18 protein-coding genes are annotated in these 24,410 nt (G+C 60.6%); 1 reads left to right on the top strand and 17 read right to left on the bottom strand.

Annotation, left to right across the window (positions count from 1 at the left end):
* Positions 1–90: 90 nt before the first annotated feature.
* The 15 genes from ACQZ5Y_RS08415 to ACQZ5Y_RS08345 form a co-directional block, all read right to left on the bottom strand.
* Positions 91–1,635, bottom strand: a complete 1,545-nt coding sequence (locus ACQZ5Y_RS08415; protein WP_174050530.1) for an ABC transporter substrate-binding protein — start codon at positions 1,633–1,635, stop codon at positions 91–93.
* Positions 1,636–1,664: 29 nt separating this feature from the next.
* Positions 1,665–2,507, bottom strand: a complete 843-nt coding sequence (locus ACQZ5Y_RS08410) for a serine hydrolase (protein ID WP_162690575.1) — start codon at positions 2,505–2,507, stop codon at positions 1,665–1,667.
* A gap of 13 nt (positions 2,508–2,520) precedes the next feature.
* On the bottom strand, positions 2,521–4,155 hold the full coding sequence (locus tag ACQZ5Y_RS08405) for an ABC transporter ATP-binding protein (protein WP_174050532.1): 1,635 nt from the start codon (positions 4,153–4,155) through the stop codon (positions 2,521–2,523).
* Positions 4,152–4,970, bottom strand: a complete 819-nt coding sequence (locus tag ACQZ5Y_RS08400) for an ABC transporter permease (RefSeq protein WP_003511004.1) — start codon at positions 4,968–4,970, stop codon at positions 4,152–4,154. The genes ACQZ5Y_RS08405 and ACQZ5Y_RS08400 overlap by 4 nt, the downstream gene beginning before the upstream one ends.
* On the bottom strand, positions 4,967–5,911 hold the full coding sequence (locus ACQZ5Y_RS08395) for an ABC transporter permease (protein WP_003511005.1): 945 nt from the start codon (positions 5,909–5,911) through the stop codon (positions 4,967–4,969). The genes ACQZ5Y_RS08400 and ACQZ5Y_RS08395 overlap by 4 nt, the downstream gene beginning before the upstream one ends.
* 180 nt (positions 5,912–6,091) lie before the next feature.
* The gene (locus ACQZ5Y_RS08390) at positions 6,092–6,997 is read right to left on the bottom strand and encodes a LysR family transcriptional regulator (RefSeq protein WP_003511007.1); all 906 of its coding nucleotides are present in this window, start codon (positions 6,995–6,997) and stop codon (positions 6,092–6,094) included.
* Positions 6,998–7,114: 117 nt separating this feature from the next.
* Positions 7,115–8,059 (bottom strand): isoaspartyl peptidase/L-asparaginase family protein, encoded by a 945-nt coding sequence (locus tag ACQZ5Y_RS08385; protein WP_019564709.1) that lies wholly within the window; start codon positions 8,057–8,059, stop codon positions 7,115–7,117.
* A gap of 45 nt (positions 8,060–8,104) precedes the next feature.
* Positions 8,105–9,643: a hydantoinase/oxoprolinase N-terminal domain-containing protein gene (locus ACQZ5Y_RS08380; protein ID WP_174059995.1), complete on the bottom strand. Its 1,539-nt coding sequence runs from the start codon at positions 9,641–9,643 to the stop codon at positions 8,105–8,107.
* A complete protein-coding gene (locus ACQZ5Y_RS08375) occupies positions 9,640–10,716 on the bottom strand; it encodes a DUF917 domain-containing protein (RefSeq protein WP_003506758.1) in 1,077 nt (358 codons plus the stop codon). Before ACQZ5Y_RS08375 ends, ACQZ5Y_RS08380 begins: the two co-directional genes overlap by 4 nt.
* 115 nt (positions 10,717–10,831) lie before the next feature.
* Positions 10,832–12,427 (bottom strand): ABC transporter substrate-binding protein, encoded by a 1,596-nt coding sequence (locus ACQZ5Y_RS08370; RefSeq protein WP_174050536.1) that lies wholly within the window; start codon positions 12,425–12,427, stop codon positions 10,832–10,834.
* 43 nt (positions 12,428–12,470) lie between these two features.
* Entirely contained in the window at positions 12,471–13,604 is a 1,134-nt protein-coding gene (locus ACQZ5Y_RS08365) for a DUF917 domain-containing protein (protein ID WP_013761623.1), read from the bottom strand.
* A complete protein-coding gene (locus ACQZ5Y_RS08360) occupies positions 13,597–15,153 on the bottom strand; it encodes a hydantoinase/oxoprolinase N-terminal domain-containing protein (RefSeq protein WP_025595602.1) in 1,557 nt (518 codons plus the stop codon). Before ACQZ5Y_RS08360 ends, ACQZ5Y_RS08365 begins: the two co-directional genes overlap by 8 nt.
* A gap of 17 nt (positions 15,154–15,170) precedes the next feature.
* Positions 15,171–16,817: an ATP-binding cassette domain-containing protein gene (locus ACQZ5Y_RS08355; RefSeq protein ID WP_174050538.1), complete on the bottom strand. Its 1,647-nt coding sequence runs from the start codon at positions 16,815–16,817 to the stop codon at positions 15,171–15,173.
* Between the two features lie 4 nt (positions 16,818–16,821).
* Positions 16,822–17,703: an ABC transporter permease gene (locus tag ACQZ5Y_RS08350; RefSeq protein ID WP_174050539.1), complete on the bottom strand. Its 882-nt coding sequence runs from the start codon at positions 17,701–17,703 to the stop codon at positions 16,822–16,824.
* On the bottom strand, positions 17,703–18,731 hold the full coding sequence (locus ACQZ5Y_RS08345) for an ABC transporter permease (protein WP_113472727.1): 1,029 nt from the start codon (positions 18,729–18,731) through the stop codon (positions 17,703–17,705). Before ACQZ5Y_RS08345 ends, ACQZ5Y_RS08350 begins: the two co-directional genes overlap by 1 nt.
* 136 nt (positions 18,732–18,867) lie before the next feature.
* Between ACQZ5Y_RS08345 and ACQZ5Y_RS08340 the strand changes: the two genes are divergently transcribed.
* Positions 18,868–21,219 (top strand): helix-turn-helix transcriptional regulator, encoded by a 2,352-nt coding sequence (locus tag ACQZ5Y_RS08340; RefSeq protein WP_013761627.1) that lies wholly within the window; start codon positions 18,868–18,870, stop codon positions 21,217–21,219.
* A gap of 33 nt (positions 21,220–21,252) precedes the next feature.
* On the opposite strand, the gene ACQZ5Y_RS08335 is transcribed toward ACQZ5Y_RS08340, so the two are convergent.
* Positions 21,253–22,566 (bottom strand): HlyD family type I secretion periplasmic adaptor subunit, encoded by a 1,314-nt coding sequence (locus ACQZ5Y_RS08335; RefSeq protein WP_174050541.1) that lies wholly within the window; start codon positions 22,564–22,566, stop codon positions 21,253–21,255.
* Positions 22,553–24,400 (bottom strand): type I secretion system permease/ATPase, encoded by a 1,848-nt coding sequence (locus ACQZ5Y_RS08330; RefSeq protein WP_174050543.1) that lies wholly within the window; start codon positions 24,398–24,400, stop codon positions 22,553–22,555. The genes ACQZ5Y_RS08335 and ACQZ5Y_RS08330 overlap by 14 nt, the downstream gene beginning before the upstream one ends.
* Between the last annotated feature and the right edge of the window lie 10 nt (positions 24,401–24,410).

Raw genomic sequence — 24,410 nt, 5'->3', positions numbered from 1 at the left:
CAAACGCTTCGGCGGGGGGCCGCCAAATCATTACGGTCATGATGGAAAATGCCCGCGCCGGGCTTTGCTTCCGGCGCGGGCAATATTGGATCAGTTGTCGACCGAGACTTCCCAGAGGCGGGCGTTCGACTGCCAGACCGGCTGACCCTTGAGCTTCTTGGTCGCGCCCCAGACATCGACCATGTCGTAAAGGAAGATGCCGGGCATTTCCTTCAGCATCAGTTCGTGGAACTCGTCGAAAATCTTCTGGCGCTTCGCCTGGTCGGCCTCGACATAGGCAGCCTTCATCAGCTCGATCGCCTTCGGATCATCCCACATCAGGGAGGCGTTCTTGTCCTTGTTACCGACGTAGAATGCATACATCAGGGCCGGATCGAGACGCGGCGCGACAGACTGCGAGATCACCTGATAATTGCCGGAACGGCGACGATCCACCTGCGTGGCATAGTCCAGCACCTCGATCTGTACGTTCAGACCCGCCTGCTGCATCATGGCCTGCGCCATGACGGCTGCCGGAAAACTCGGCACATTGCCGCGCTTGTTGGCGATGATAGAGATCGGCTCGCCCTTGTAACCGGCTGCCGGCAGTTCCTTCTTGGCTGCCTCGATGTCATAGGCCGGACGCTTCTTCTGGGTTTCATCGAAATAGACCGAGTCCTGCGAAACCATCGAGCCGTTGGCTTCGCCCGTACCGTTCGATGCGGCGGCGACCAGTTCATCGAGATCAAGCGCCATCGCCATGGCGCGGCGCACGCCGGGATTGCTCAGCACCTTGTCGCGGGTCTGAATATAGAAAAGGTTCTTGCCGTTGTTGCGGGCAACAATGAGCTGCATCTTCTCATTCGTCTTGAACTCCGGAATGAGATCGGGAGAAATCTCGGCGGTGTCGAGCACGCCGGATTCGAGGCCCGCCTTCACGGTCGAGGCGTCCGGAATAACCATGAACTTGATGCCGTCGGCCAGCGGCCGCTTGGAGCCGACCATGCCATCCGGCTTGCCGTCATTTACAGGCGAAACATAATCCGCGAATTTGGCGAGGCGGATATATTCACCCTTCTTCCATTCGTTCCACTGGAACGGACCGGTGCCGATGGGCTTGACGAAGCTGCCGTCAGCGGCAACAGATTCCGGCGAGATCATGCCGGTATAACCGCATTCGGGCCGCGACATCAGGCCGAGGAAAACGGCTGACGGCTTTTCAAGCGTGATCTGAACCGTGGAGGCGTCCGTGGCCTTGACGCCGGTGACATGCGCGGCACCGCCTTCCACGAAATCATTCAGGCAGGCCCATTTGGTTTCGGGCTTCAGATAGCGCGTCCAGTTCCAGACGACATCTTCTGCGGTGAGCGGCTTGCCGTTATGGAATTTTACATCCGCGCGCAGCTTGAACGTATAGGTGAGGCCATCTGGCGAAACCTCGAAGCTCTCGGCAAGCAGCGGCTTTACTTCGCCGCCATTGTTGTAACCGACGAGGCCTTCGACGATGTGCAGGATCACCCCGTCCGTATTGCCGTCACGATTGACGCCGGGATTGCTGCTGCGCAGATCGGAGCTCTGCGCGATGGTGATGTCGCGAGCCGCCGCGATATTGGCGGTTACGAGCAGGGCCGCGCCTGCGAGAAGAAGTTTGTTCACTGTTCTACCCTCTTTGTTGTCGTTGATTATCATTGTTGAAAGCCGTCCCAGCAGGCCTGCGCCAGCCGGCCGATCGTTTCGAGTGCGATGGTGTATCCCGGCGTGCCGTCAGGCATCACCTGCGGCACTTCATCGGTATAGGCGGTGATGATGAAAGACGGCGCGCCGTTTCTGTAGACGATGCCGGCGTCCATACGCCCGCGCTTGCCGCGTCCGCTCTTGCTCGCCACCAAAGCCTCGAACGGCAGGCGGGAGCGGATTCCGTAGCGCAATATCTGGTTTTTCAGCGTCTGCATTGCCCAGCCGCACAATTGCGGGCTGCAGCCGAGCTTTGCCTGCGCCTCTGGCGAGGACTGAGCATCGAGAATGGTCTGAAGCAGTAGCACCTGGTCCGCCGCCGAGGTGGTGGTGACGGTCTTCAGCGGATGATCGGCCGCCAGCGCCAACGGCGGAATGAGGAAACGGTGGTGGGTATTGGCCATACCGAGCGTCTTGCAATAGCTGTCCACTTCCTCAAGCGTCAGCCGCTCCAGCACCATCTTGGTGCAGACATTGTCGCTCAGCACCATCATGCCGGCGAGCGCATCGCGCAGGGAAATGACGATGCCCGGCGTCAGATAGCGGAACATGCCGCTGGCCACCTCTTCCGCCAGCCTCTTCTCGTAGGTGACCGGCTGGTCGAGATCGAGCCGCCCTTCGCTGGCAGCCTTGAGCACGGCCATCATGATCGACGTCTTGCGGGTGCTGCCCGATGGGGTCTCCTCGTTTTCTCCCCGTCCGATCTCTTCGCCGGACAGGAGATTGCGCACCATGAAGCGCGTCACAAAAGGCTGTGCATCACAGATAGCATTCAGTTGGGCAGCCACAGTCATTGTCATGTTCCTGTTAAACTTCTTCTTCCAGACGCCATTTGAGTGTCACACCGCCCTTTTCATTCTGGTCGAGGGCGGGAATGGCCGAGAGGAGCCGGCGTGTGTAGGCCTCTCTCGGGCTGTCGAAAATCGTGTCGCGGTCGCCCTCTTCGATGATACGGCCGTCCTGCATGACGACGACACGGTCGGCCACCTGTTCGACCACGCCGAGATCGTGGCTGATGAACAGGCAGGAAAAGCCGTAACGTTTCTGCAGATCGGAAAAGAGATCGAGCACCTGCGCCCGCACCGTCACGTCAAGGGCGGAAACCGGTTCGTCGGCGATCAGGAACCGCGGACGGCGGGCAATGGCACGGGCAATCGCCACGCGCTGGCGTTGGCCGCCGGAAAGCTCGTGCGGATAACGGCTGGCATAGTCTGCGCCAAGCCCCACCTCTTCCAGCGTTTCCAGCGCCCGCTTGCGCTTGGCGGCCTGATCGAGACCGGGGACGAGACGCAACGCCTCCTCCACCAGCGCCTGAATGGTCATTCGCGGATCGAGCGAGGAATAGGGATCCTGAAACACCATCTGGCAATTCAGGCGATAGTCGTTCCAGTCCTCGTTGCGTTCCCGCCCCTGAAACTGGATCTGCCCTTCGCTTTCCTTCACGAGACCGGCAATGGTGCGGCCAAGCGTGGTCTTGCCGGAGCCGGAGCCACCGACCAGTGCCACGACTTCACCCTCGTGAATATCGATGCTGACCCCATGCAGCGCCCGCTTCGGCTTGGCTTTCTTCAGCAGTGACTTGCGTCCGGCATAATCGACAACAATGTTTCGGGCTGAAATCATCGGCGCCTTGCTGGTGTCGACGACACGCGGCTCGCCCCGGAAGGGCAAAGAGGAAAGCAGCTTTTTCGTATAGGGATGCTGCGGCGCATCGAGCAGGTCTTCGGTGCGACCCTGTTCGACAATCGCGCCCTTCCCCATAACCACGATACGGCTCGTATAGCGGGCCACCATCGGCAGGTCATGGCTGATGAGAAGGACGGCTGTTCCCTCCGCCCGTGTCAGTTCGACCATCAGCTCCATGACGTCGCGCTGGATGACGGCATCGAGCGCCGTCGTCGGCTCGTCGGCGATCAGCAGCGCCGGTTTCAGGAGCATGACCGAGGCCAGCATGATGCGCTGGCGCATGCCACCGGAAAACTCATGCGGATAGGCAGCAAGCGCCCCTTCGGGATCGCGGATACCAACCCGTCTCAGCATCTCGAGAATTTTCTCGCGGCGCTCTTCCGGCGATAACTTGGTGTGAAGGATCAGGCCTTCTTCCAGCTGCCAGCCAATCGTCATCGACGGATTGAGAGAGGTCATCGGCTCCTGGAAAACGACGCCGATTTCCGCGCCGCGCAGGCGGCGAAGTTCCCTTGCCGGCAGGGACATCACGTCCCTTCCCTTGTAGATGACCGATCCGCCGGTGACGGCAATTGCCGGGGGCAGAAGCGAGATGAGCGCGCGGGTGGCCAGCGTCTTTCCCGATCCGCTTTCGCCGACGATGCCGAAGATTTCGCCAGGCGCAATATCGAAGGAAACATCCTTGACTACCCGGTGGCCGCTTCCCGCGACCTCCAGCGAAAGGCCGCGCACGGTAAGAAGAGTATTGTCCGTCATTTGAGACCTCTCATGCGCGGGTCAAGCCTGTCGCGAAGGGCATCGCCCAGAAGATTGATGCCGAGCAGTGTCAGCGCGATGCAGAGACCGGGGAAAAGCCCGAGCCAGACGGCCTGCTGGATGAAGGGCCGGCCAGCGGCCAGCATGTTGCCCCAGGTGGGGGCCGGCGGCGGCACGCCAAGGCCGAGGAAGGACAGTGCGCTTTCCGAGAGGATTGCCCAGCCGAACATGGATGTGGCAAGCACCGTGATCGGCGCGATGCAATTGGGCAGGATGTGGCGGAACATGGTGTAAATCTCGCCATTGCCCATCACCAGCGACGCCTCGATGAACTCGCGCTCACGCAGCGACAATACGGCGCCACGCACCACGCGGGCCATTGATGGCGTGTAGGCGATGCCGAGCGCAAAGATGATGCCGTACTGGTTGGCACCAAAGACCGCGAGAAGGCCAAGCGCCAGGAGAATGCCGGGAAAAGCGAGAAGCGCATTGTTGATGGCCATGATGACGCCATCAACCCAGCCGCGCGCATAACCACTGACAAGACCGATCAGAGTGCCGCAGATCGTAGCGAAGCTGACCGTCAGGAAGCCGATCCAGACGCTGGCACGCGCGCCGACCATCAGGCGGCTGAGAACATCGCGCCCGAATTCGTCGGTGCCAAGAAGATGGCTGGGACCGGGCGCGGCCAGCCGCGAGGCAAAACCGAGCTTCATCGGATCATAGGGCGTCCAGAACAGGCCGGTAATGGCGGTGATGAGCAGGAGGCCGATGAGAACGCCGCCGATAAGCCCGTTGAGTGTGAACTTTTTCATTCGGCAACCACACGCGGATCGAAGAGAGGATAAAGAAGGTCGACGAAGAGATTGACCAGCACGTAGGACAGGGAAACGAACAGCAGGCAGCCCTGTATGACGGGGTAGTCACGCGCAAAGATACTGTCGACCATCAGCCGCCCGAGCCCCGGAATGGTAAAGACCGTCTCGATGACGGCGATGCCGCCGAGAAGATTGCCGAGGATGAGGCCGATCATTGTCCATGTCGGACCAAAGGCATTCTTGAAGGCGTGCCGCCAGAGGACGGCACTCTCCGAAAGTCCCTTGGCGCGGGCATGGGTAATGTAATCCAGCCGCAGCACTTCAAGCGTTGAGGCGCGGGCCATGCGGATCAAGACACCCATCTCGTGGATCACCAGCGTCATGACAGGCAGGACAAGATAGAGCATGCCGCCAACGAGATTGTCGCTGATCGACACGTATCCCAGCACCGGCAGCCAGCCGAGCTTTAGACCGAAGAACAGCAGAAGCAGAAGCCCGAGCCAGAATGTCGGTATGGACAAAAGCAGGGTTGCCGTTCCAACCAGTGCAAGATCGGTCAGGCTGTTCTGTTTCCAGGCGGCGATCACACCTGCCGGAACCGCAATCAGGCTGGCCAGCAGAACGGCGACGACGACGATCTCAGCACTGACGAGGAACCGCGACACGACCAGCGGCAATACTGCCTCGTCGTTGACGATGGACCGGCCGAAATCGCCCTGCACCACATTGCCCGCCCAGATGACGAACTGTTGCGGCATGGACTTGTCGAGACCAAGCTCTGTTCTCATCGCCTCGATCTGTTCCGGTTGCGCCATGTCGCCCAGCATCAGGGCGGCCGGATCACCCGGAATGAAGCGGATGAGCGCAAAGACCGTGATCGACACAAAGGCGATCGTTGGCAGCGCCATCAAAAGACGGCTCAGTATGAATCTTATCATCGGTTCCCCACGATTGATGGCCGGGAACGTGCTCCCGCCTCTATCGGTTTCGTTGCGAATGACTATGACGGATTGATAAATAACGCGCAATATTATGCATAAACGTCATATGCCTATGCAGAATGGTGGCACGTTTCATCCTGACAGGGACAATGAGATTTCTCGTGAAAAACCCTGTTTTCAGTCGATTTTTTGCGAAAGCTGGATTTGTTGCTTCAAGGCGTCGCTGAGTGCCTGCGCCGCGATGGACAGCGGTGCGCCCGAGGCCCGGGCAAGACCGAACTCCTGGGTTGATTGCGGAATGAAGGGCAGCGCCACGACGGGAAGGTGCCTGTAGAGGTTAGCATAAAAACTGCTGATGATCGTAACGCCCAGACCATGCGCGACATAGGCACATGCGGAACTGTTGGTGTGGGTCTCGATCTTCACCATGGGCTTGACGCCCGCTTTCTTGAAGACCTGCTCGAGCGCCATTCGGTTCGGCCGCTGCCGGCCGATCAGAATGAGCGGAATGTTGCGCAGGTCCTTAACTGTTATCTCGGTAAGCTCGGCTAAAGGGTGATCCTGACGGACCACGCAGACGCTTTTGCCGGTGGCGACACGCTCGACATCAATGCCCGGTCCAATCTCACCTTCCATGCGCAGGAAACCGAGGTCGATCACCCGCTCGCCAACCAGCCTGTTGATGGCGGTGGTCGTTTCAAAGAAAGTCTCGATGCGCACGCCGGGGAAATCCCTGACATAGTCTATCAGCATGGCGGGCGCGAAGTTCTCCCACATGCTGCTCGGCAGGCCGATGCGGACGATTTCCGGACCGGCAGCACCATTGCGCAGATCTTCGGCGTGGCCGGACATGCGATCGACAGCAAGCAGCACATTTTCCGCGTCACGCGCGAGAAGCGCTGCCTCCGGCGTCGGGATCAGCCGCCCCTTGTCACGGGCAAACAGCGTCAGCGACAGGTCCGCCTCGAGCTGAGCCAAAAGCCGGCTGATACCGGACTGGCTTAGCCCCATGGCCTTGGCGGTGGCAATGGTCGAGCCGGTGGAAAGAAGCGTGCGAAGGACTTCGAGCTGCTTGATATTCATGAGGCCAGCACCATGGGATGAAAAGACGAGCCGGTTTCGGTTCAGACCTTTTGCCGCCGATAGGCCTTCATGTCACCGGTTTTTTTAGCATTGTCATTCGGCCCGGTCGGTCCCCGGTCACAATTCCACGTCATAGACCCTGTCGTGGGTGGCAACACGGGCCTCTCCTGATGGAGTCACCCAGCCCCGGAACATGCCGGGCGTATTATAGGGTGCGGCAATGCCACCTTCGGCATCGATGGCGACAAGACCCGCACCGATATCGTAGGGCGCCAGATCCTTGTGGACGAGGTTGCCGGCGGCGGTTTCCAGATCCTGCCCGAGATAGGCGACACGGGACGCGATCTCATGGCCGACGACGTAACGGATGAAAAATTCACCCTTGCCGGTGCCGGAAACGGCGCAGGCGCCGTCGCGTGCATAGGTGCCCGCCCCAATCACAGGGCTGTCACCCACCCGGCCGTCAGGCTTGTTGGTGTAGCCGCCGGTGGATGTCGCGGCTGCGAGATGCCCAGCAGCATCGAGTGCCACGGCACCGACGGTTCCGTGTTTTTCGTTTTCCGTCGCTTCCGTACCTGCGGTGGCATGAGCCTTCATGGCCGCCAGCGCCTCGACACGCTTTTGAGTGGTGAAATAGGATTGAGGCTCCGTGGCAAGCCCCTTCTCCTGCGCAAACCGGTCAGCCGCTTCACCGGTGAGATAGACTGCGCGTTCATCCTCCATTAGCACCCGGGCCGCCTTCACCGGGTTGCGGATGGCGCGGGAGGCGCTGATTGCGCCTGCCGCAAGGGTCTTGCCATCCATGATCGACGCGTCGAGTTCGTGAATGCCATTCTCGTTGAGCGCCGCCCCATGGCCTGCGTTGAAATGCGGGCTGTCCTCCATAACGACGACTGCCGCCTCAACCGCTTCCAGCGCAGTTCCGCCAGCCTTGAGCACACCATAACCGGCGCGCAGTGCCGCCGCCAGATCGTGGCGCGCCGCTTCCCATTCCTCCGGAGTCATGCTGTCTTCCGGCATAACCCCGCAACCACCGTGAATGGCCAGTGCGATCTTCGTCATATCCTCACTCCACTGTTGCCCCGCCGCAGGCAGGGCCTCTTACCATCAATGAAAGGCTATATCGCCGATAACACGCACGCGGACCCTGCGAGCGCCGCCTGGCAAATAGGCGATGGGAATATCCTCCACCTCAAGCGTCTTGAGGCTCGCGCGCTCCGCTCCTGAAGCGACCGCTGCGTTCTGCGCTTCGGTCTCGGCTTTCGCAAGGGCCTCGTCGCGGCTCAGCCCGGAAAAGACCTGATCCACCTCACCGGACACCTGCGCCATCGCTGCGCCGAGCGCATTGGCAACGCCCGCATTTTCCACACGCAGCACCTCGGATGCGCCCGGCACCTGCTCCGGTATCAGGAATGCGCCGCCGCCGACCGCAACCAGCGGCACGTCTTCGGCTGATGTCTTCATCTGGTCGAAACTGTCGGCCACCATGTCGCGGATACGGCCGAGCGTCGCCTGCACGAATGCCGGATCGAGGCCCTTCACACGATCCCTGTCACCCATCTCGATCAGGCCTGCCGCAACGGCGATATCCGATGCCGTCAGTGTCTCGCCGCCGAAAACGCGGGCTTCGGTCAGGATGCGATACCCAACCGAGCGCGGGCCGATCTTGCCTGTCTGCGGGTCGACAATGGTGCCGCCGCCCAGTGCTACAGGTAGAAGATCGGGCATGCGGAACAGGGTGCGGACCCCGCCAATATGGACAATATTATTTGCCTCACGCGGAAAACCACCGACAAGGCAACCAATATCGGAGGTGGTGCCGCCTACATCCACCACCATGGCATCGGAAAGCCCGGTGAGAAAAGCGGCACCACGCATCGAATTGGTCGGGCCAGAAGCGAAGCTGTGCACGGGGTTTGCGGCAGCTACATCCGCAAGCGCCACGGTGCCGTCATTCTGTGTAAGATAGAACGGCGCCTTCACACCTGCTTCGCGCAGCGCATCCGAAAATGCCTGTACCGTGGTCCTGCCAAGGGTCTGCAAGGCGGCATTCAGAAGTGCAACGTTTTCGCGCTCCAGAAGCCCGATACGGCCCAGCGTGTGGGAAAGCGTGATGCGTGCATCGGGGATCACCGAACGGACAATCTCCGCCGCCCTCACCTCGCACTCCGTGGTCAGCGGCGAAAAGGTTGCCGAAATGGCTATCGAGGTAATGCCTGCATCGCGGATTTTCATCGCCGCTTCACGGATTTCATCCGGGATCACCGGCACCAGCGGACTGCCATCGTATTCATGGCCACCATGAACCATGAAGATCAGCGGATCGACGGCCTCGTAGAGATCCTTCGGCCAGTCGCACATGGGCGGCAGTGAAGAACCGGTCGGCAGCGCTATGCGGATGGCCGCAACTCGCTCCAGCCGGGCGCGCTCCACGACAGCATTGGTGAAATGGGTGGTGCCGATCATGACCGCATCGATCGGGCGATCTGCCGCGCCTATATGGCCAGACACGTGAGCGAGGGCCGCCTTCACGCCGGACAGGACATCCTGCGTGGTCGGAACCTTGATCGAGGCAACGATGGCGTCTCCATCGATCAGAACGGCATCCGTATTGGTGCCGCCAACGTCAATACCGATGCGTTTCATGGGAATACCGATCTGAAATCAATGTCATAACCGAAGGCACGCGGGCCAACGGCAGCAATGCCGGCAGGCGTCGTCAAGAGTTCCGGCGCCGGCAGGGCGATAACCGTGACACGCTGGCCATAGCGCACCGATTCCGTGCCGATGGCGCTGCCCGAAACAGTGTCGAGAAGGCAGATCAGATCGGGCGTCATGGCGACCGGCTGGCCGTCGCGGAAGGCGACCGCCCACTCGTTCTGGAAGGCAAGTTCCATGCGTGAGCCGCGATCGGCGTCGATGCCTTCAATGGTCGTACTGCCGCGCAGAAAGCCACCGGTGGTCTCGCGGGCGACATCCACCACCTTGCCGCGGAACAGCTGTTTGCCACCCTCATGGTTGAGAACCGCCTGAACCGGGTCATCATGGCGTGCACGCGCCTCCATCACCGCGCGCCCGAGTTCGGTCGCCTTTGTGACGGTGTAATGAATGCCCCATTCCTTCACTTCCTTGCCGGTGCGCGGCGCCTTGCAGGTGGCGGCGGTGGAACCAACTTCGGTGCAGACCTTGCGCGAGATGCGCTCCATCCATTTCCACGATGCAGCGCGCGTCACGATCACCTCATTGTCTCGCACATCGACGAGCGACAATGGAAACATCGGCAGATTGCCGATGGCGAATGAGGTCATCTGCGCTTCGGGATAAGCACGTCCCATGGCATCGGCATTGACGACGGGCCGGTCGAGCATGGCGGCGGCGAGAAAGGACGATAACGCATTCGAACCGCCGATTTCCACGCTCATGATCGCCCGGAAAGGCTTGCCGAGATAATCCTCCATGACCTCGACCGCGCGGGCAAGATGAACGGGGTCTCCCAGCCGTTCCTGACCAACAAGCGGTGCACCCATCTTGGAGACGACCGCAACCATGTCGTCATCAGCAAGCGCCATGGGGTCCATGACCTTCACCCGTCTGCCTTCGGCATAAAGACGGCGCAGATTGAGCGTCGAGATATAGGGATTGCCTCCACCGCCCGTTCCCAGAATCCAGGCGCCGGTGGCAAGAGGTTCGATATCGTCTTCGGAAAATTCCTGGATCATGCGTCATCCTCGGGCATGCCGCAGCCTTTCCGGCGCAAGCGATGCTCCTTCCCTTTATCGTTCCAAGTCTCATCGGCCCCGCCCTGCGGCGGGACCGCTTTTCATGGGACGGAGATCACTCCGCCTTGCAGTCCCAATGGAAGTTGGAGAAGTTCAGGTCCCAGCTCTGCATGGGAATGAACTCGTAACCCTGAAGGCACTTGTTCGCCGCATAACGGCGGTTCGGCGCAACCGCCCAGACATCCGGTTGAAGATCGGCGATCTTGGTCTGCAGTTCCTTGTAGGTTGCGTTCTGTTCGCTGGTATCGGTCGTGGCACGGACCTTGTCGATCAATCCGTCGATTTCCGCGTTCTGCAGCCATTCCATCGACATCCATGTGCCTGATGCCTTGGAGTGATACTGGTTGTAGAACATCGCATCCGGAGACGGATAGGTCGGCGAGATATTCACCTGCGTCGACGCAGGCGTCGTTTCAGGCTTGGAGGAAAGCTCAACGATACGGTTCCACGGCTCTGGCTTGATATCGAGCGTAATACCGATTTGCTCGAGGCTGGATTGCAAAAGCAGCGCCACTTCCGCCTCGAAGGCCAGCGAAGCGACATAGCTGTTGACCAGCGTGATTTTCTGGCCGGCATATTTCGACTTCGCCAGTTCTTCCTTCGCCTTTTCCAGATCGTAGACGCCGGGCTGAATATCGCCGTTATGCGCGTCCTTGAAAGCGTCGGATAGCGGCCCCTGCATGTCGAAACCGGGATAGATCACTTCCTGGATCGTCTTGTAATCCGTCGCATAGGCAATGGCGCGACGAACGTGAACGTCGTCGGTCGGGTAAACCTTGGTGTTGAGCTTGATGACGAAACCGCCGGCGGTGCGGGTCTGGATCAGCTTGTAACCCTTCATCCGGCCGATGGATTCATAGGTGTCGTTGCCAAGGCCGTGCGAGGAAAGGCCAAGTTCGCCCTTTTCAGCCAGCGCCTTGACGGTAGCGTCGTCGCTCGTCTGGACGAAGCGTACTTCGTCGATCGGCTTGCCCTTGGTCCAGCCAAGGAAATAGTCCGCATTGCGGGCAATGACCATATCGGCAGAACGGTTGTAGCTGACGAGCTTGTATGGGCCGGAACCGGCGGAATGTTCGCCCACATAGGACTCGCCCCACTTGTCTTCGGGCTTGGCATTGGCTTCGATCAACGTCTTGTTCAACGCCATCATCAGCGGCGTGGAGGCCATGAAGGGCGAAAACTGACGCTCGATCTTCATGACGAGCGTCGCATCATCAGGCGCGCTGACGTTTTCGGGCTTCAGCACGCCGACGATGAGGTTCGACGGCCCCTTGTTGATGCCGAGCAGGCGCTGCACCGACCAGACGAGATCGGCAGCCTTGACCGCCGTGCCATCTTGGAACTTCGCATCGTCGCGCAGATGGAAGGTATAGGTCAGGCCGTCTTCAGAAATATCCCAGGACTTTGCCAGATGCGGCACGATTTCGCCCTTGGCGTTCACCGTGGTCAGGCCGTCATACATGTTCACGATGGCCATGTAGCCGGTATAGTCAGTCACTTTCGCCGGGTCGAGCGAGCTGAATATCTGCATGGTGTTGACCGCGACCGAAACCTTGTCCTCCGCAAAAGCAGCGGAAGAAACAAGCGGCAACGCGATTGCCGTGCCGAGCGCAAGCACGGCAAGGCGGGAAGGAAGTCCTGGCATTTTCATTATCGTTCTCCTCTTTATTGCGGGTCATTTGCCCCGCTTATGGTTAGGCAGCCTTGCCGACCGGGACGGGCAGCGGTGAGAAAGGAATGTCCGGGTAACCGAAAGCCGCCGGTCCAACGACTTCGAGCGCGCGGGCGCTGCGCAGCAGATCGTGGCAGGGGATCGCGACCACGGCCACGCGCTGGCCGTAACGCAGGACTTCGGTGGTGATCGGGTAACCGGTATCGACATCGAGCAAGACGATCAGATCAGGGACGGTCACTTCCACCTTGCCGTCACGGCGGAACAGCAGGAATTCGTTCTGGATCGCCACGCTCGCCGTCTGACCCGAGCAATCGTCGAAGCCGGAAAGCTCGACATCGCCCACGGCAAAACCGCCGCGCAGATGGCGTTTCAGATCGGTGATCTTGCCGTTGAAGATGCGCCGTCCGCCTTCAAGCGCGCAGACAGCCGCAATCGGGTCTTCCTGCTGCTTGCGGGCACGGATCACCGCCTCGCCGAGCGCGATCGCCTTGGTGTAGGTTTTCGGAATACCATACTGGTGCACGTAGTGGGCCTGCATCGGCGCGGTCGCCAGCATTGCGCCGCCGCCCTGAGAAACGACGCAGGCGCGGGCCATGCGCTCGTGCCAGACTTCGGAAACAGCGTGGCTGAAGATCACGGCATTGCCGTGCAGGTCGCACATCACCGATGGCGTCGAACTGTGGCCATAGATGGAGAAGGTCGTCATCTGCATCTCGGGGAAAGCCCGGCCCATGCCGTCGCAATCGAGGATCGGCAGGCCACCAAGCGCCGCCGTCACCAGCGGGTTCATGGAGTTCGAGCCGCCGATTTCCTCGCAGACGATGGCGTCTACCGGCGTGCGGATCAGCTCTTCCATAGCGCGCAGGCAACGCAGCCCCTCACGGCCCTCGCGAATGCGCTCCACGCCGACAACGGGGGCGCCAATGCCGCCGATGGACATGCAAAGCGCGTCCGGCTCGATGGCGTCTGTCGCAAGTATCTTCATCTCGTAACCGGCCTTCATGGCCTCGAGTGCAAGCAGCTTGCCCAGATAGGGATTGCCGCCGCCGCCAGTGCCGAGAATGCCCGCACCGATTTCCAGCGCGTCGAGATCTTCCCTCGTCAGCGTACGCAATGCCGCTTCGTCATATTTCAGCTTGCGCGTCTCAGCCATGATTGGCTCCCATTTCTCCAACGACTTTCACATGAATGCGGGTGGCATTGCCGGGCAGATAGGCAAGCGGCATATCCTCGCGCTCGATGACTTCCAGCGTTTCGGCCAGTGCGCCAGCCGCAATCGCCTTTTCGCGTGCCTCGGCCTCCGCCTCCGCAAGCGCGCTTTCACGTGTGCGCCCCTCGATCAGCGAGAAGACGCGGTCCGTCTCGCCGCTGATCTGCGCGATCGCTGCACCCACGGCATTCGCCACCGCGAAATTCTCGGGGCGGATGACGTCCAGATCGCCGATACGGTCAGGCATGAGAATGGAGCCGCCACCAACGGCTATCACTGGCACCGGTGATGACGAGATGCGGCTGCGCTCCACACAGGACTCGAGCATGTCGTTGATCTTTTTGACTGCGGCATCCACCAGCCGCTTGTCCAGAGTGGAAACCAGAGCCTTCTCGCCCACGTCCGCCTTGCCGGAGGCGACAGCGATATCGGTTGCAGTCAGGGTCGTGCCGCCGAAGCAGAGCGCCTCACGGCGGACGCGGTAACCGACTGATTTCGGGCCAACGGTGAGGCCATGTTCGCCATTGACCACCAGCGAGCCGCCACCGAGACCGATCGAGAACACATCCGGCATGCGGAAATTGGTGCGCACGCCACCAATATCCACCGTCGTGGACGCCTGGCGCGGAAAGCCGTGCGACAGCGAGCCGACATCGGAGGTGGTGCCGCCGACATCCACGACCACGGCATCTTTGAGGCCGGTGAGGAAAGCAGCGCCGCGCATGGAATTCGTCGGGCCGGAGGCGAAGGTGAGCACAGGGAAGCCGCGCACCACATCCGCCGCCATCAGCGTGCCGTCGTTCTGGGTGATGTAGAACGGGCAGGTTATGCCCGCTGCCTTCAGCGCCTCGCCGAAAGCGGCAACGGTGCGGTCCGCAAGCGAAAGAAGGCTGGCATTCATGATCGCAGCACTTTCGCGGGCGAGCAGACCATGCCGTCCGATGTCCTTGGACATAACCACCGGCAGGCCGGGGCAGCGCTCCTGCAGGATATCCTTCGCCCGCACTTCCATCGCATCATTGATGCCGCTGAAGACGCAGGTGACGGCCGCGGCCTTCAGGCCCTTTGCGCGGATATCGGCGGCGATGCGGACAATCTCGTCCTCATCGAGCGCTGAGATTTCGCGACCGTCGAATTCATATCCGCCGCGGACCTGATAACCGTGGTTACCAACGATTTCCCGGAGGTCATCCGGCCAGTCGACCATCGGCGGCAGGCCGGCGCCGGACGGCAGGCCGATCCGGATGGCGGCGACCTCGTCCATATGCCGCCGCTCGATCACCGCATTGGTGAAATGCGTGGTGCCGATCATCACGGCACCGATGTGTGCCCTGTCGATGCCCGACGCCTCGATCACCTTTTCAAGGGCTTCGATGACACCGGACGTCACATCTTCGGTGGTGGAGGCTTTCACCCCCGCCAGAACAGTCTTTTCCTGTAACACAACGGCATCGGTATTTGTGCCGCCGACGTCAATTCCAACGCGATACACGTCAGGCTCCTCTTTTATCAATCGGTCGTTTTTACGAGGAAGCGCATACGCTCTTCCTCTGTCACGGTGGGTTTCAGGCGCTCTTCCTCGTCGGTGACGACGGGGATCGCCGCGATAAGGGCGCGGGTGTAGGGATGCTTCGGCTCGGCGAAAACCGCAGACGTCACCCCTTCCTCGACGATCTCGCCACGCAGCATGATGGCGATGCGCGAACAGAAATTGCGCATCAGCGAGAGGTCGTGCGAGATCATTAGATAGGTCAGGCCAAGCTCTTCCCGCAGCTGCAGCAGAAGGTCGATAACGGTCTTCTGCACGGAGACATCAAGCGCCGCCGTCGGCTCGTCGAGGATGAGGATCTTCGGTTCAGCCGCGAGTGCACGGGCAATGGCGACACGCTGCTTCTGTCCGCCGGAGAGTTCATGCGGATATTTACCGAGATAGGATTGTGGCAATCGCACCAGCCCCATCAGTTCCTGCATCCGGCGTTCGCGCGCCTCAGCGTCCATACCGATGGATTTCAGCGGTAGGGTAAGCGTCTGCCTGACCGTGCGCTTCGGATTTAGGGAAGTGCCCGGATTTTGATAGACGATCTGCGTCAGCCGCTTGCCACGCCCGGGAGACGGGGCGTCGATGACAAGATTGCCGGAGGTCGGGTGCGAAAGTCCCATGATCATCCGGGCGACCGAGGTTTTTCCAGAACCGGACTCGCCCGCAAGACCGAAAATTTCGCCGTCCTTCAGCGTCAGGTTCACGTCGCGCACGGCGTGGTAACCGTTGCGTCTGCCGTAAATCTTGTTCAGGCCCTCGATGGTAACGATCGGCGAGCGTGTGCTCTGCGCCAGATCGGCGACACGCGGACCGTAGAGCGGCGGCACCGCATCCAGCAGCGAACGCGTGTAGTCCGCCGCGGGAGCGTGCAGGATTTGCGTGCAGGGACCGGTCTCGACGATGTCGCCATGGTGCATAACCACGACCCGATCCGCCACCTTACGTACGACACCGAGATTATGGGTGATCATCAGCAGCGCCATATTTTCTTCGGCAACCAGCTGGTTGATGAGATTGAGAATTTCGTCCTGCGTGGTGACGTCGAGCGCGGTGCCGGGCTCATCCGCGATGAGGAGCTTCGGCTGATGCAGCAGCGCAAGCCCGATCAACACGCGCTGGCGCATGCCGCCCGAAAGCTCGGACGGATAGGCATTCATGACCCGCTCGGTATCGCCAAGCTGCACGCGGCGCAGAACCGCTGCGATACGGGTGCGGCGCTCTGCCTTGGACGAGTTGATGCCGTTGCGCTTGTCGGCAAAGCGCATGACATCATCGAGATGCGTGCCGATCTTGAAGACCGGATTGAAGGAAGACAGTGGGTCCTGCATGATCAGCGAAAACGCCGTTCCCTTAAGCGCCTCGCGTTCCCTTCTCGGCATGGCGAGCACATCCCGCCCGTCGATGACAATGGCGCCGGAGGCAATAGTGGCATTCTTCGGCAAAGTGCCGATGATCGCCTTGGCGGTGACCGATTTACCCGATCCGGTTTCGCCGATCAGCGCCACCCGCTCGCCGGCTGAGACTGTGAAGGCGACATCGCGCAGCACTTGGCGCGTGCGACCGTAGTTGGTGAAGGTGACGTTGAGGTTTTCGACTTTGAGAAGCGGTTCAGTCATGGCTTTAGCTTTCCACGTCGAACATGTCACGCAGGCCGTCGCCCAGCAGATTGAAACCCAGCGTCACGTAAAGCACGGCCGCGCCGGGGCAGAGGACCTCCCACCAGAAATCCGGCATGAACTGGCGCCCATCGGCAACCATCGAGCCGAGATCGGGGGTTGGCGGCTTGACGCCGAAACCGAGGAAACTCAGCGTCGCGCCAAAGAGGATGACGAATGCCGCATCCAGCGTCGTCTTGACTGATATGACCGAGACGCAATTGGGCAGAATTTCGCGAAAGAGAATGTGCAGCGGACCCGCACCTGCAAGAAGTGCCGCTTCGATGTAGTCCTCGGATGCGATGGATTTCGACACCGAATAGATCAGCCGCGCATGCCAGGTCCACCATAGAAGCGTGATCGCGATCATGGCGTTCATCAAGGTGGGTTCCAGCAGGTTGGAGACCGCCAGCGCCATGACGAGGGGCGGCATGGCCAGCATCACATTCGTCAGGCCGCTGATGATTTTCTCGGTCCAGCCGCCGCAATAACCGGCGACCAGGCCAAGCACGGTGCCGACCGGGACCGAGATGCCGAGCACGCCGATGACGAGAAGAAGCGAGACCCTGAGCCCGAAGACAGTACGGGAAAAGATGTCGCGTCCGGCCTTGTCGGTTCCGAACCAGTGCTCCAGATCCGGCGGCATGTGGCGGGCACGGAAATCGACGACCGCGCCGATATGTTTGGGATAGGGTGTAAGCCAGGGCGCAAAGATCGCCAGAACCAGCACCGACAACAGGATCAGCGAACCGATGACCGCTGCCGGATTGCGGCTGAAGCGGTACCACATCATGTAACCGGCGCTTAAGCCCCGATCGGTGGGTTCGAGCATTTTCATATCAGCCATCAGCGAGCCTCCTTGCGGCGCAGGCGCGGGTCGATGATCGAGATCAGGACATCAACGATCAGGTTCGCAACGATGAAGAACAGGCCGGCCACCAGCACCACGGCAGTCACGGCATTGAGGTCTTTCTGAAGGATGGCGTTCAGCCCGTAGGATGCGAATCCGCCCCAGGCGAAGACCATTTCGATCACGAAGGCATTGCCGATCAGCGAGGCGAATTCGAGCCCCATGATCGTCAGCGGCGCGATGGAGGAAAGCTTCAGCAGATAACGGAAGATGATGACCCGCTCCGGCACGCCGAAGCTTTGCAGGGTGAGCACGTGATCCTTGCGCTGGTTCTCGATCATCGAGGAACGCGTGATGCGGGTGATCTGGCCGATACCGGCCATGGAGAGCGCAAAGGCCGGCAGCGCAAGGTGCTTCAGCGCATCCAGCACTACATCGAACCGTCCGGCAAGCGTACCGTCGATCAGGATGAAGCCCGTCAGGCCACCCTGCCAGCCAAGTGAGTGATCGATCCTACCGATGATCGGCCAGCCGGAGAGAAAGCGAGCGGCCAGCAATTGCAGCGTGATGGCAAACAAAAAGCTCGGGATCGTCACGCCGGTGAGCGAGAGGATACGGCCGATATGGTCGAGCGGACGGTCGCGGTAATGCGCCGTGATGACGCCGAGCGGGATGGCGACGGCAAACATGAAGATGACTGAGACCAGAACCAGTTCGACGGTCGCAGGAACGGTCTGGGCCAGATCGGTGGTGACGGGGCGCTGGGAAACCAGCGAGAAGCCCAGGTCACCGTGCAGGGCGTTGCCGATATAGTCGAGGTATTGGGCGGCGAGCGGCTTATCGAGACCCATCTCGCCGCGCAGCGCATCAACTTGTTCCTGTGTTGCCGCAGGCCCGAGCGCCATGCGGGCGGGATCACCCGGCACCACACGGGCTAGAGCAAAAATCATGATGGACAGGGCGATCATGACCAGTACGAAAGCGCCGAGCCTGTTCAAAATCGCGACCAGCGGATGTTGCTGCATCGGTGGACCGTTCCTTGTGCATCAGTTTCCTGAGCACAAGTTTTCACCACATGTCCTTTTGAACAATCGCAGAAAGGTATAGTTTTTTGATAAATGAGTATAGGTTTTTGAATTCAGATCTCCTATCCCTGTCTGAATGACGCTTCTGCCGCGCACCACACTCTGCCGCCGTATCGCCAGCGAAACCGCAGGCGTGATCTTTCTGCGCGCGCCGGCGGGCGCCGGGAAAAGCGTTCTTATGGACTTGCTGGCACAAGAGCTGGGGACCGAGGTATGCCGGACGCACCAGCCCAGAAGTGATGAGGCGGCAAAAGGCTGTCTGCTATGGGATGTGCCGGTCTTCGCACGCGCGGTCCGCATGCCCGCCCCTATTCTGGAAACCGTGCGTTTCGTGGTCATCGCCTGCCGTCCGGATCAACGTATCAGCGGGCTGGCGCGGCAAATATTGCATCGTGGTTCGCTGACGATCGGAGCAAATGAACTGGCCTTTGGCCAAGATGAGACCGCGGGCCTTCCAACAGAACAGAAGCGTCTGGCGCTCGATGATTATGCGGGGTGGCCGGCCTTTCTGTCTCTCGCTCGCCTCGCCGACGAAAAACTATGCGTCGACTATCTGCGGGAAAATTATCTGCCGCATCTGTCACCGGCCCAGACGGTCGCGCTTTCGCTCTGGCTGGAAAATCCCTCGGCAGAACCCGACGCTGAATGGGCAGAACTTCTGCCGCCCTTCCTGATCGCAAACCCGGAAAAACACGACACACTGATAAGGCTTCTGACCGTGGCAGCGGGAGAACGTCTCGCCACATTACAGGCTGGCAGGGCAGTGGTAGAGGTCGCTTCCGCATTCGAGAAGGAAGGGCGGGCGCTTGCGGCAATGGCCATGTTGCTTGACCGCGGTTATGAGACCCACGCTGCGCAAATCCTAGAACGCGCCCATGGGCGCGAACTGATCTACCGAAGCAGCGTCGACAGGTTTCGCGAGATCATCATGCGGTTTTCGCAGGACATGATCGCGGCGAATGAAACAGTCCTCTTCGCCGTCACCCGCGCATTGCTGAAACAGGGCGAATTGCAACGCGTGCGCCATCTGCTTGGCAAGAGCCTGGGTTCGGATTATCTCGATCCACTCAAGGTGCTTGCCCGCGGTTCGCGTTTTTCCTTTGCCGCCCGCACCTTCCGGCTGAACCTGATGATTGCCGAGGACCTGACCCCCAATGACGCTGTGATAACGCGCCTCGGGGAATTCATGGCCGATTACCCCATGGACGATCACGGCAAATGGGCCGCCTATTACAATGCGCTGCTGGAATTCGAAATCCGCCGCCGTAATTTTCGCGAGGCCGAGGCCGCTGCCGCCCGCGCGCTTATCTATCTGCGCAAGATGGGCGGGCAGCCGCTGCTCGAATTCTTCATCCATCTGCACCAGATCGTCCTGCGACTGATGAGCGGTGATGTGCTCTTGGCCCGTCGCGCGGCACAGGATGCGCGCACGAGGTTGGAACAGGTGCCACACGACGCCGCGCAGGAGTTCCGAATGCTGCGGCTGGCGGAAGCCTGCCTTGCCTATGAGGCGGGAAAACCGCGCGACCTGTTGCACTTCGTCGAGCATGAATTCGACCACTTCGCCGCCGCCGAGATATGGCCGAGCCTGATGCAGTTTGCCCTGCATTATGCCTCGCAGGTGCTGATCGATCATTTTCCGATGACCGTTCGTCCGGGCTTCCTCGACGGCCTGTGGATTCACCTTTCGGAAGGGCTGCAATTCCATGCGATGATGGAGATCAGAACGGCAATCGCTTACCAGAACGCCAACCGCTGGGCGGATGCGGCAGCGACGCTATCGGCAATTCGCATGCCGATGGGTCGCAACTGGGTGGAGAGCGCGAATGAGGACCTTGCCCGGCTCACGCGGCGCGACGAAATCGCCTATGTGATGGCCTGGCTCCGCGACGCGGTACATCTTTTCACGCCGCGCGCCTATCTCGCCCGGCAGATGGATGCAATGATCGCCAACCCCAAGGTCACCAACCGCGAAAAGGTCGCGCTCAGAATATGGCAGAGCTATGCCGCACACCAGCGTCGTGACAGTGCCGGCGCCCGCGCCCATATCCTCAACGCACTTGAATCGGCGACGCGCCTTGGCTGCAACGGCGTCCTGTCGGAGGAGCGCATATTCCTGTCGCCGCTTCTGAACAATCGCCGTATCCGCGGTTTCATCGAAACCTCTTCCGATGTCCGGAACGCGCTGTCGATTTTCGCCGCCTCGGTCAACTCGCCGCAGGCACGCGCCCTGCATGGCGGGCTTTCACAGCGGGAAGCACAGATGCTGCAATTGCTGGCCAGCGGCATGTCTAACAAGAAGATCGCGCAGACCCTCAACATCTCGGAAGTGACGGTAAAATTCCATCTCGGAAACCTGTTCCGCAAGCTGGATTGCAAACGCCGCGCGGAAGCGATCCGAGCAGCGAAAGCGCTGGGCTGGCTTTGATCTCAAGTCGTGACTGCCGATCAGAAAAGCCCGCTACTCTTCCCGGAAGGCGCGGTTGATCTGGTCCGTCAGCGGCTTGGCGATATAGGACAGCGCTGTGCGCTCGCTGGTCTGGATGAACGCCTCGGCAGGCATGCCCGGCATCAGCGGCGCATTGTTCAGCTTTTCCCGCTCGGCAACCGGTATGGAAATCCGCGCCAGATAATAGGAGAGGCCGGTCCTCTGATCGGTGGTGATATCGGCGGCGATGCGACTGACATGGCCTTCCAGTTCCGGCGTGACGCGCTGGTTGAACGCGGTCATCCGCAGCATCGCTTTGTGCCCTACCTGCAACTGGTCTATATCCTTCGGCAAGATCTGCACCTCGAGTGCCAGTTCGTCCCCATCAGGCACGATGAGCATGATCGGGTCGGCCGGCGTCACCACGCCACCCACGGTATGCACCGCCATTTCATGCACCATGCCGGATTGCGGCGCGATGATATCGATGCGCTTCAACTCGTCCTCCGCAGCGACCTTCCGCTCGACATATTCACCCGTCTGCGCCTGTATCTCGCGCAGTTCCCGGCCCACTTCGGTGCGCAGTTCCTGATCGATCTGCAGGATCTGCAGTTTCGTTTCGGTGATCCTGCCCGCCGTCTGCGCCTGATAGGCGATTTTTTCGCCACGCTCACCGCCAAATGTCGCGGCCTGGGTCTGCAGGCTGTTCAGCCGCTGCACGGACACGATGCCCTGCTCCCGTAAGGATTTTTGCGAGGTTATCTCAGCCTGCAAAACCGCAAGCCCGTTGTCGTAGGCGACTTCCTGTGCCCTCAACCCTTCGATTTCATGTTCGAACTGGGTGATACGCTCCACAAGCTGCGCTTTGCGCCCCTCACGATAGGATTTGCGGAATTCGAACAGCCTGGTTTCGCTGCGCATGGCGGAAGCGACATCGGGATCGTCCTTGCGCGCCACCAGAGCCTGTGGAAAAACGAGTTCCGGCAGATCGTCCCGTTCGGCCTCCAGCCTTGCCATGCGCGCGCTCAGCTCATCCAGCCGCTTGGTCACTATGGCGAGATTAGCGCGGGTCTGGGTGGCGTCGAGACGCATGACGACGTCGCCGGCCTTTACTCTGCCACCTTCGCTCACCAGAATTTCACCGACGACGCCACCCTTGGGGTGCTGTACCTTCTTGGTATAGGAATCGACCACAAGATGACCGGACGCGACGACCGCGCCAGCAAGATTTGTCGTCGCTGCCCATCCGCCGACGCCGGCCAGCAGTGCGGCGCTTGCGGCAAGACCGGCAAGAAGATGTTTGCGGATGGAGCGGGACACCTGCGTGCGCTGGTCAATTTTTGACATCCGTATCTCCTTCCTGCCTGTTCTCTTCGCCACTCTCTTGCAGCGCCACCGTCTTAGGCTGGGTATTCGCGACGACACGCAATGGTGACACCGTGTGCGCGGATGCGGTGAAACCTTTCGCCGCTTGAGCATTCGGAGTGCGCAGCACTTTCGAGAGAACCTCGTCGCGCGGACCGAAGGCCTTCATCCGCCCCTCCTCCATCATCAGAATGAAATCGACGGCACCGATCGCGCTGGGCCGATGCGCGACGACGATGGCGATACCGTTGCGCGCCTTGACCGACGCGATCGCCCTGACGACGGCGGCTTCGCCCTCCGCATCGAGATTGGCATTCGGCTCGTCCAGCACGACGATGAAGGGATCGCCATAAAGCGCACGCGCGAGACCGATACGCTGGCGTTGTCCTGCCGAAAGCGCCGAACCGGCCTCACCTATATCGCTGTCATAACCCTTTTCGAAGCGCAGGATCAGTTCGTGCGCACCGGCGGCTTTCGCAGCGGCAATGATTGCGTCGGGATCGGGATTGTCCTCGAAACGGGAAATGTTTTCGCCGATCGTGCCGTCGAAAAGCTCCACGCCCTGCGGCAGATAACCGATATGGCGGCCGAGGGCTTCGCGATCCCATTGATCGAAGCTCGCACCATCAAGCCGCACCTTGCCGGCGGCGGGCATCCAGGCTCCGGTGAGAATGCGCGAGAGGGTGGATTTTCCCGAGCCGGACGGGCCGATGACACCGAGCGCATTCCCGGCGGTCATGACGAAACCAAGGCCCGCGACGGTCGGTTTTCTCTCTCCCGGCGGAATGATGGTGACGTTTTCGACTTTCAATTCTCTCTCAGGCTTCGGCAGTGCCATTGCGGTCGCCGTTACCGGCATCTGCGCAAAAAGCTCCCTTAGCCGCGCCCAGCTCTGGCGGGCGGCAACAAAGGACTTCCAGTTGGATATGGCAAGATCGACGGGCGCCAAAGCCCGACCCATCATGATCGAACTGGCGATCATCACGCCGCCTGAGGCCTCCTGCTGAATGACCAGCCATGCGCCGACCGCCAAAATGGCCGATTGCAGCACGATCCGCAGGGATTTTGCGATATTGCCGAGGCCGCCGGCCACATCGCCCGCCTTGCGGTTGGCGGCGAGGTAAGCCTCGTTGGAGATTTGCCAGCGTTTGCCAAGCCGGCCGCCGAGCCCCATGGCCTGCACGACTTCGGCGTTGCGGCGCGAGGCTTCCAGCTGCCGGTTGCGCGCCATGTTTTCAACCATGGTGTCGCGGATCGGCTTCTGCGAGAACATATTGGTTAAGATGGTGAGGGATATAAGCAGAACGGCACCGGCAAGAGCCGTCACGCCGATCCAGAAATGGAACAGAAAACATATGCCAAGGTAGAGCGGCATCCAAGGCAGATCGAAAAAGGCGGTGGGCCCCGTGCCGGACAGAAAACCGCGCACGTTGTCGAGATCGCGCAGCGGCTGCAGGCCGTCCCCCGGCATACGGTTGACGAGCGGCAGGCGCACCACCGCATCATGCACCTTGCCGGAATAGCGCATGTCTAAGTCCTCGCCGATACGGATCAGGACCCGGGCGCGGATGATGTCGAGCAGGCACTGGAAGCCATAGAGGCCGAGCGCAAGAATGGCGATCCCGACCAGTGTTGGCAGACTGCCGCTGGCCAGCACCCGGTCGTAAACCTGAAGCATGAACAGGGGCGACGTCAGCGCCAGGATGTTGACCACACCGCTGACGAGCGCCACACCGAAAAGCGTACTTTTAAGGGGCGAAACAACCGCCGCAGTGAGGGACTGCGGCGGTGTCTGCTGGTGGTTTTGAAAGCCCACAGCCTGATTT

The organism is Agrobacterium sp. A3-95 (genome assembly GCF_053521785.1).
This window is presented reverse-complemented; position numbering and strand designations above follow the sequence as displayed.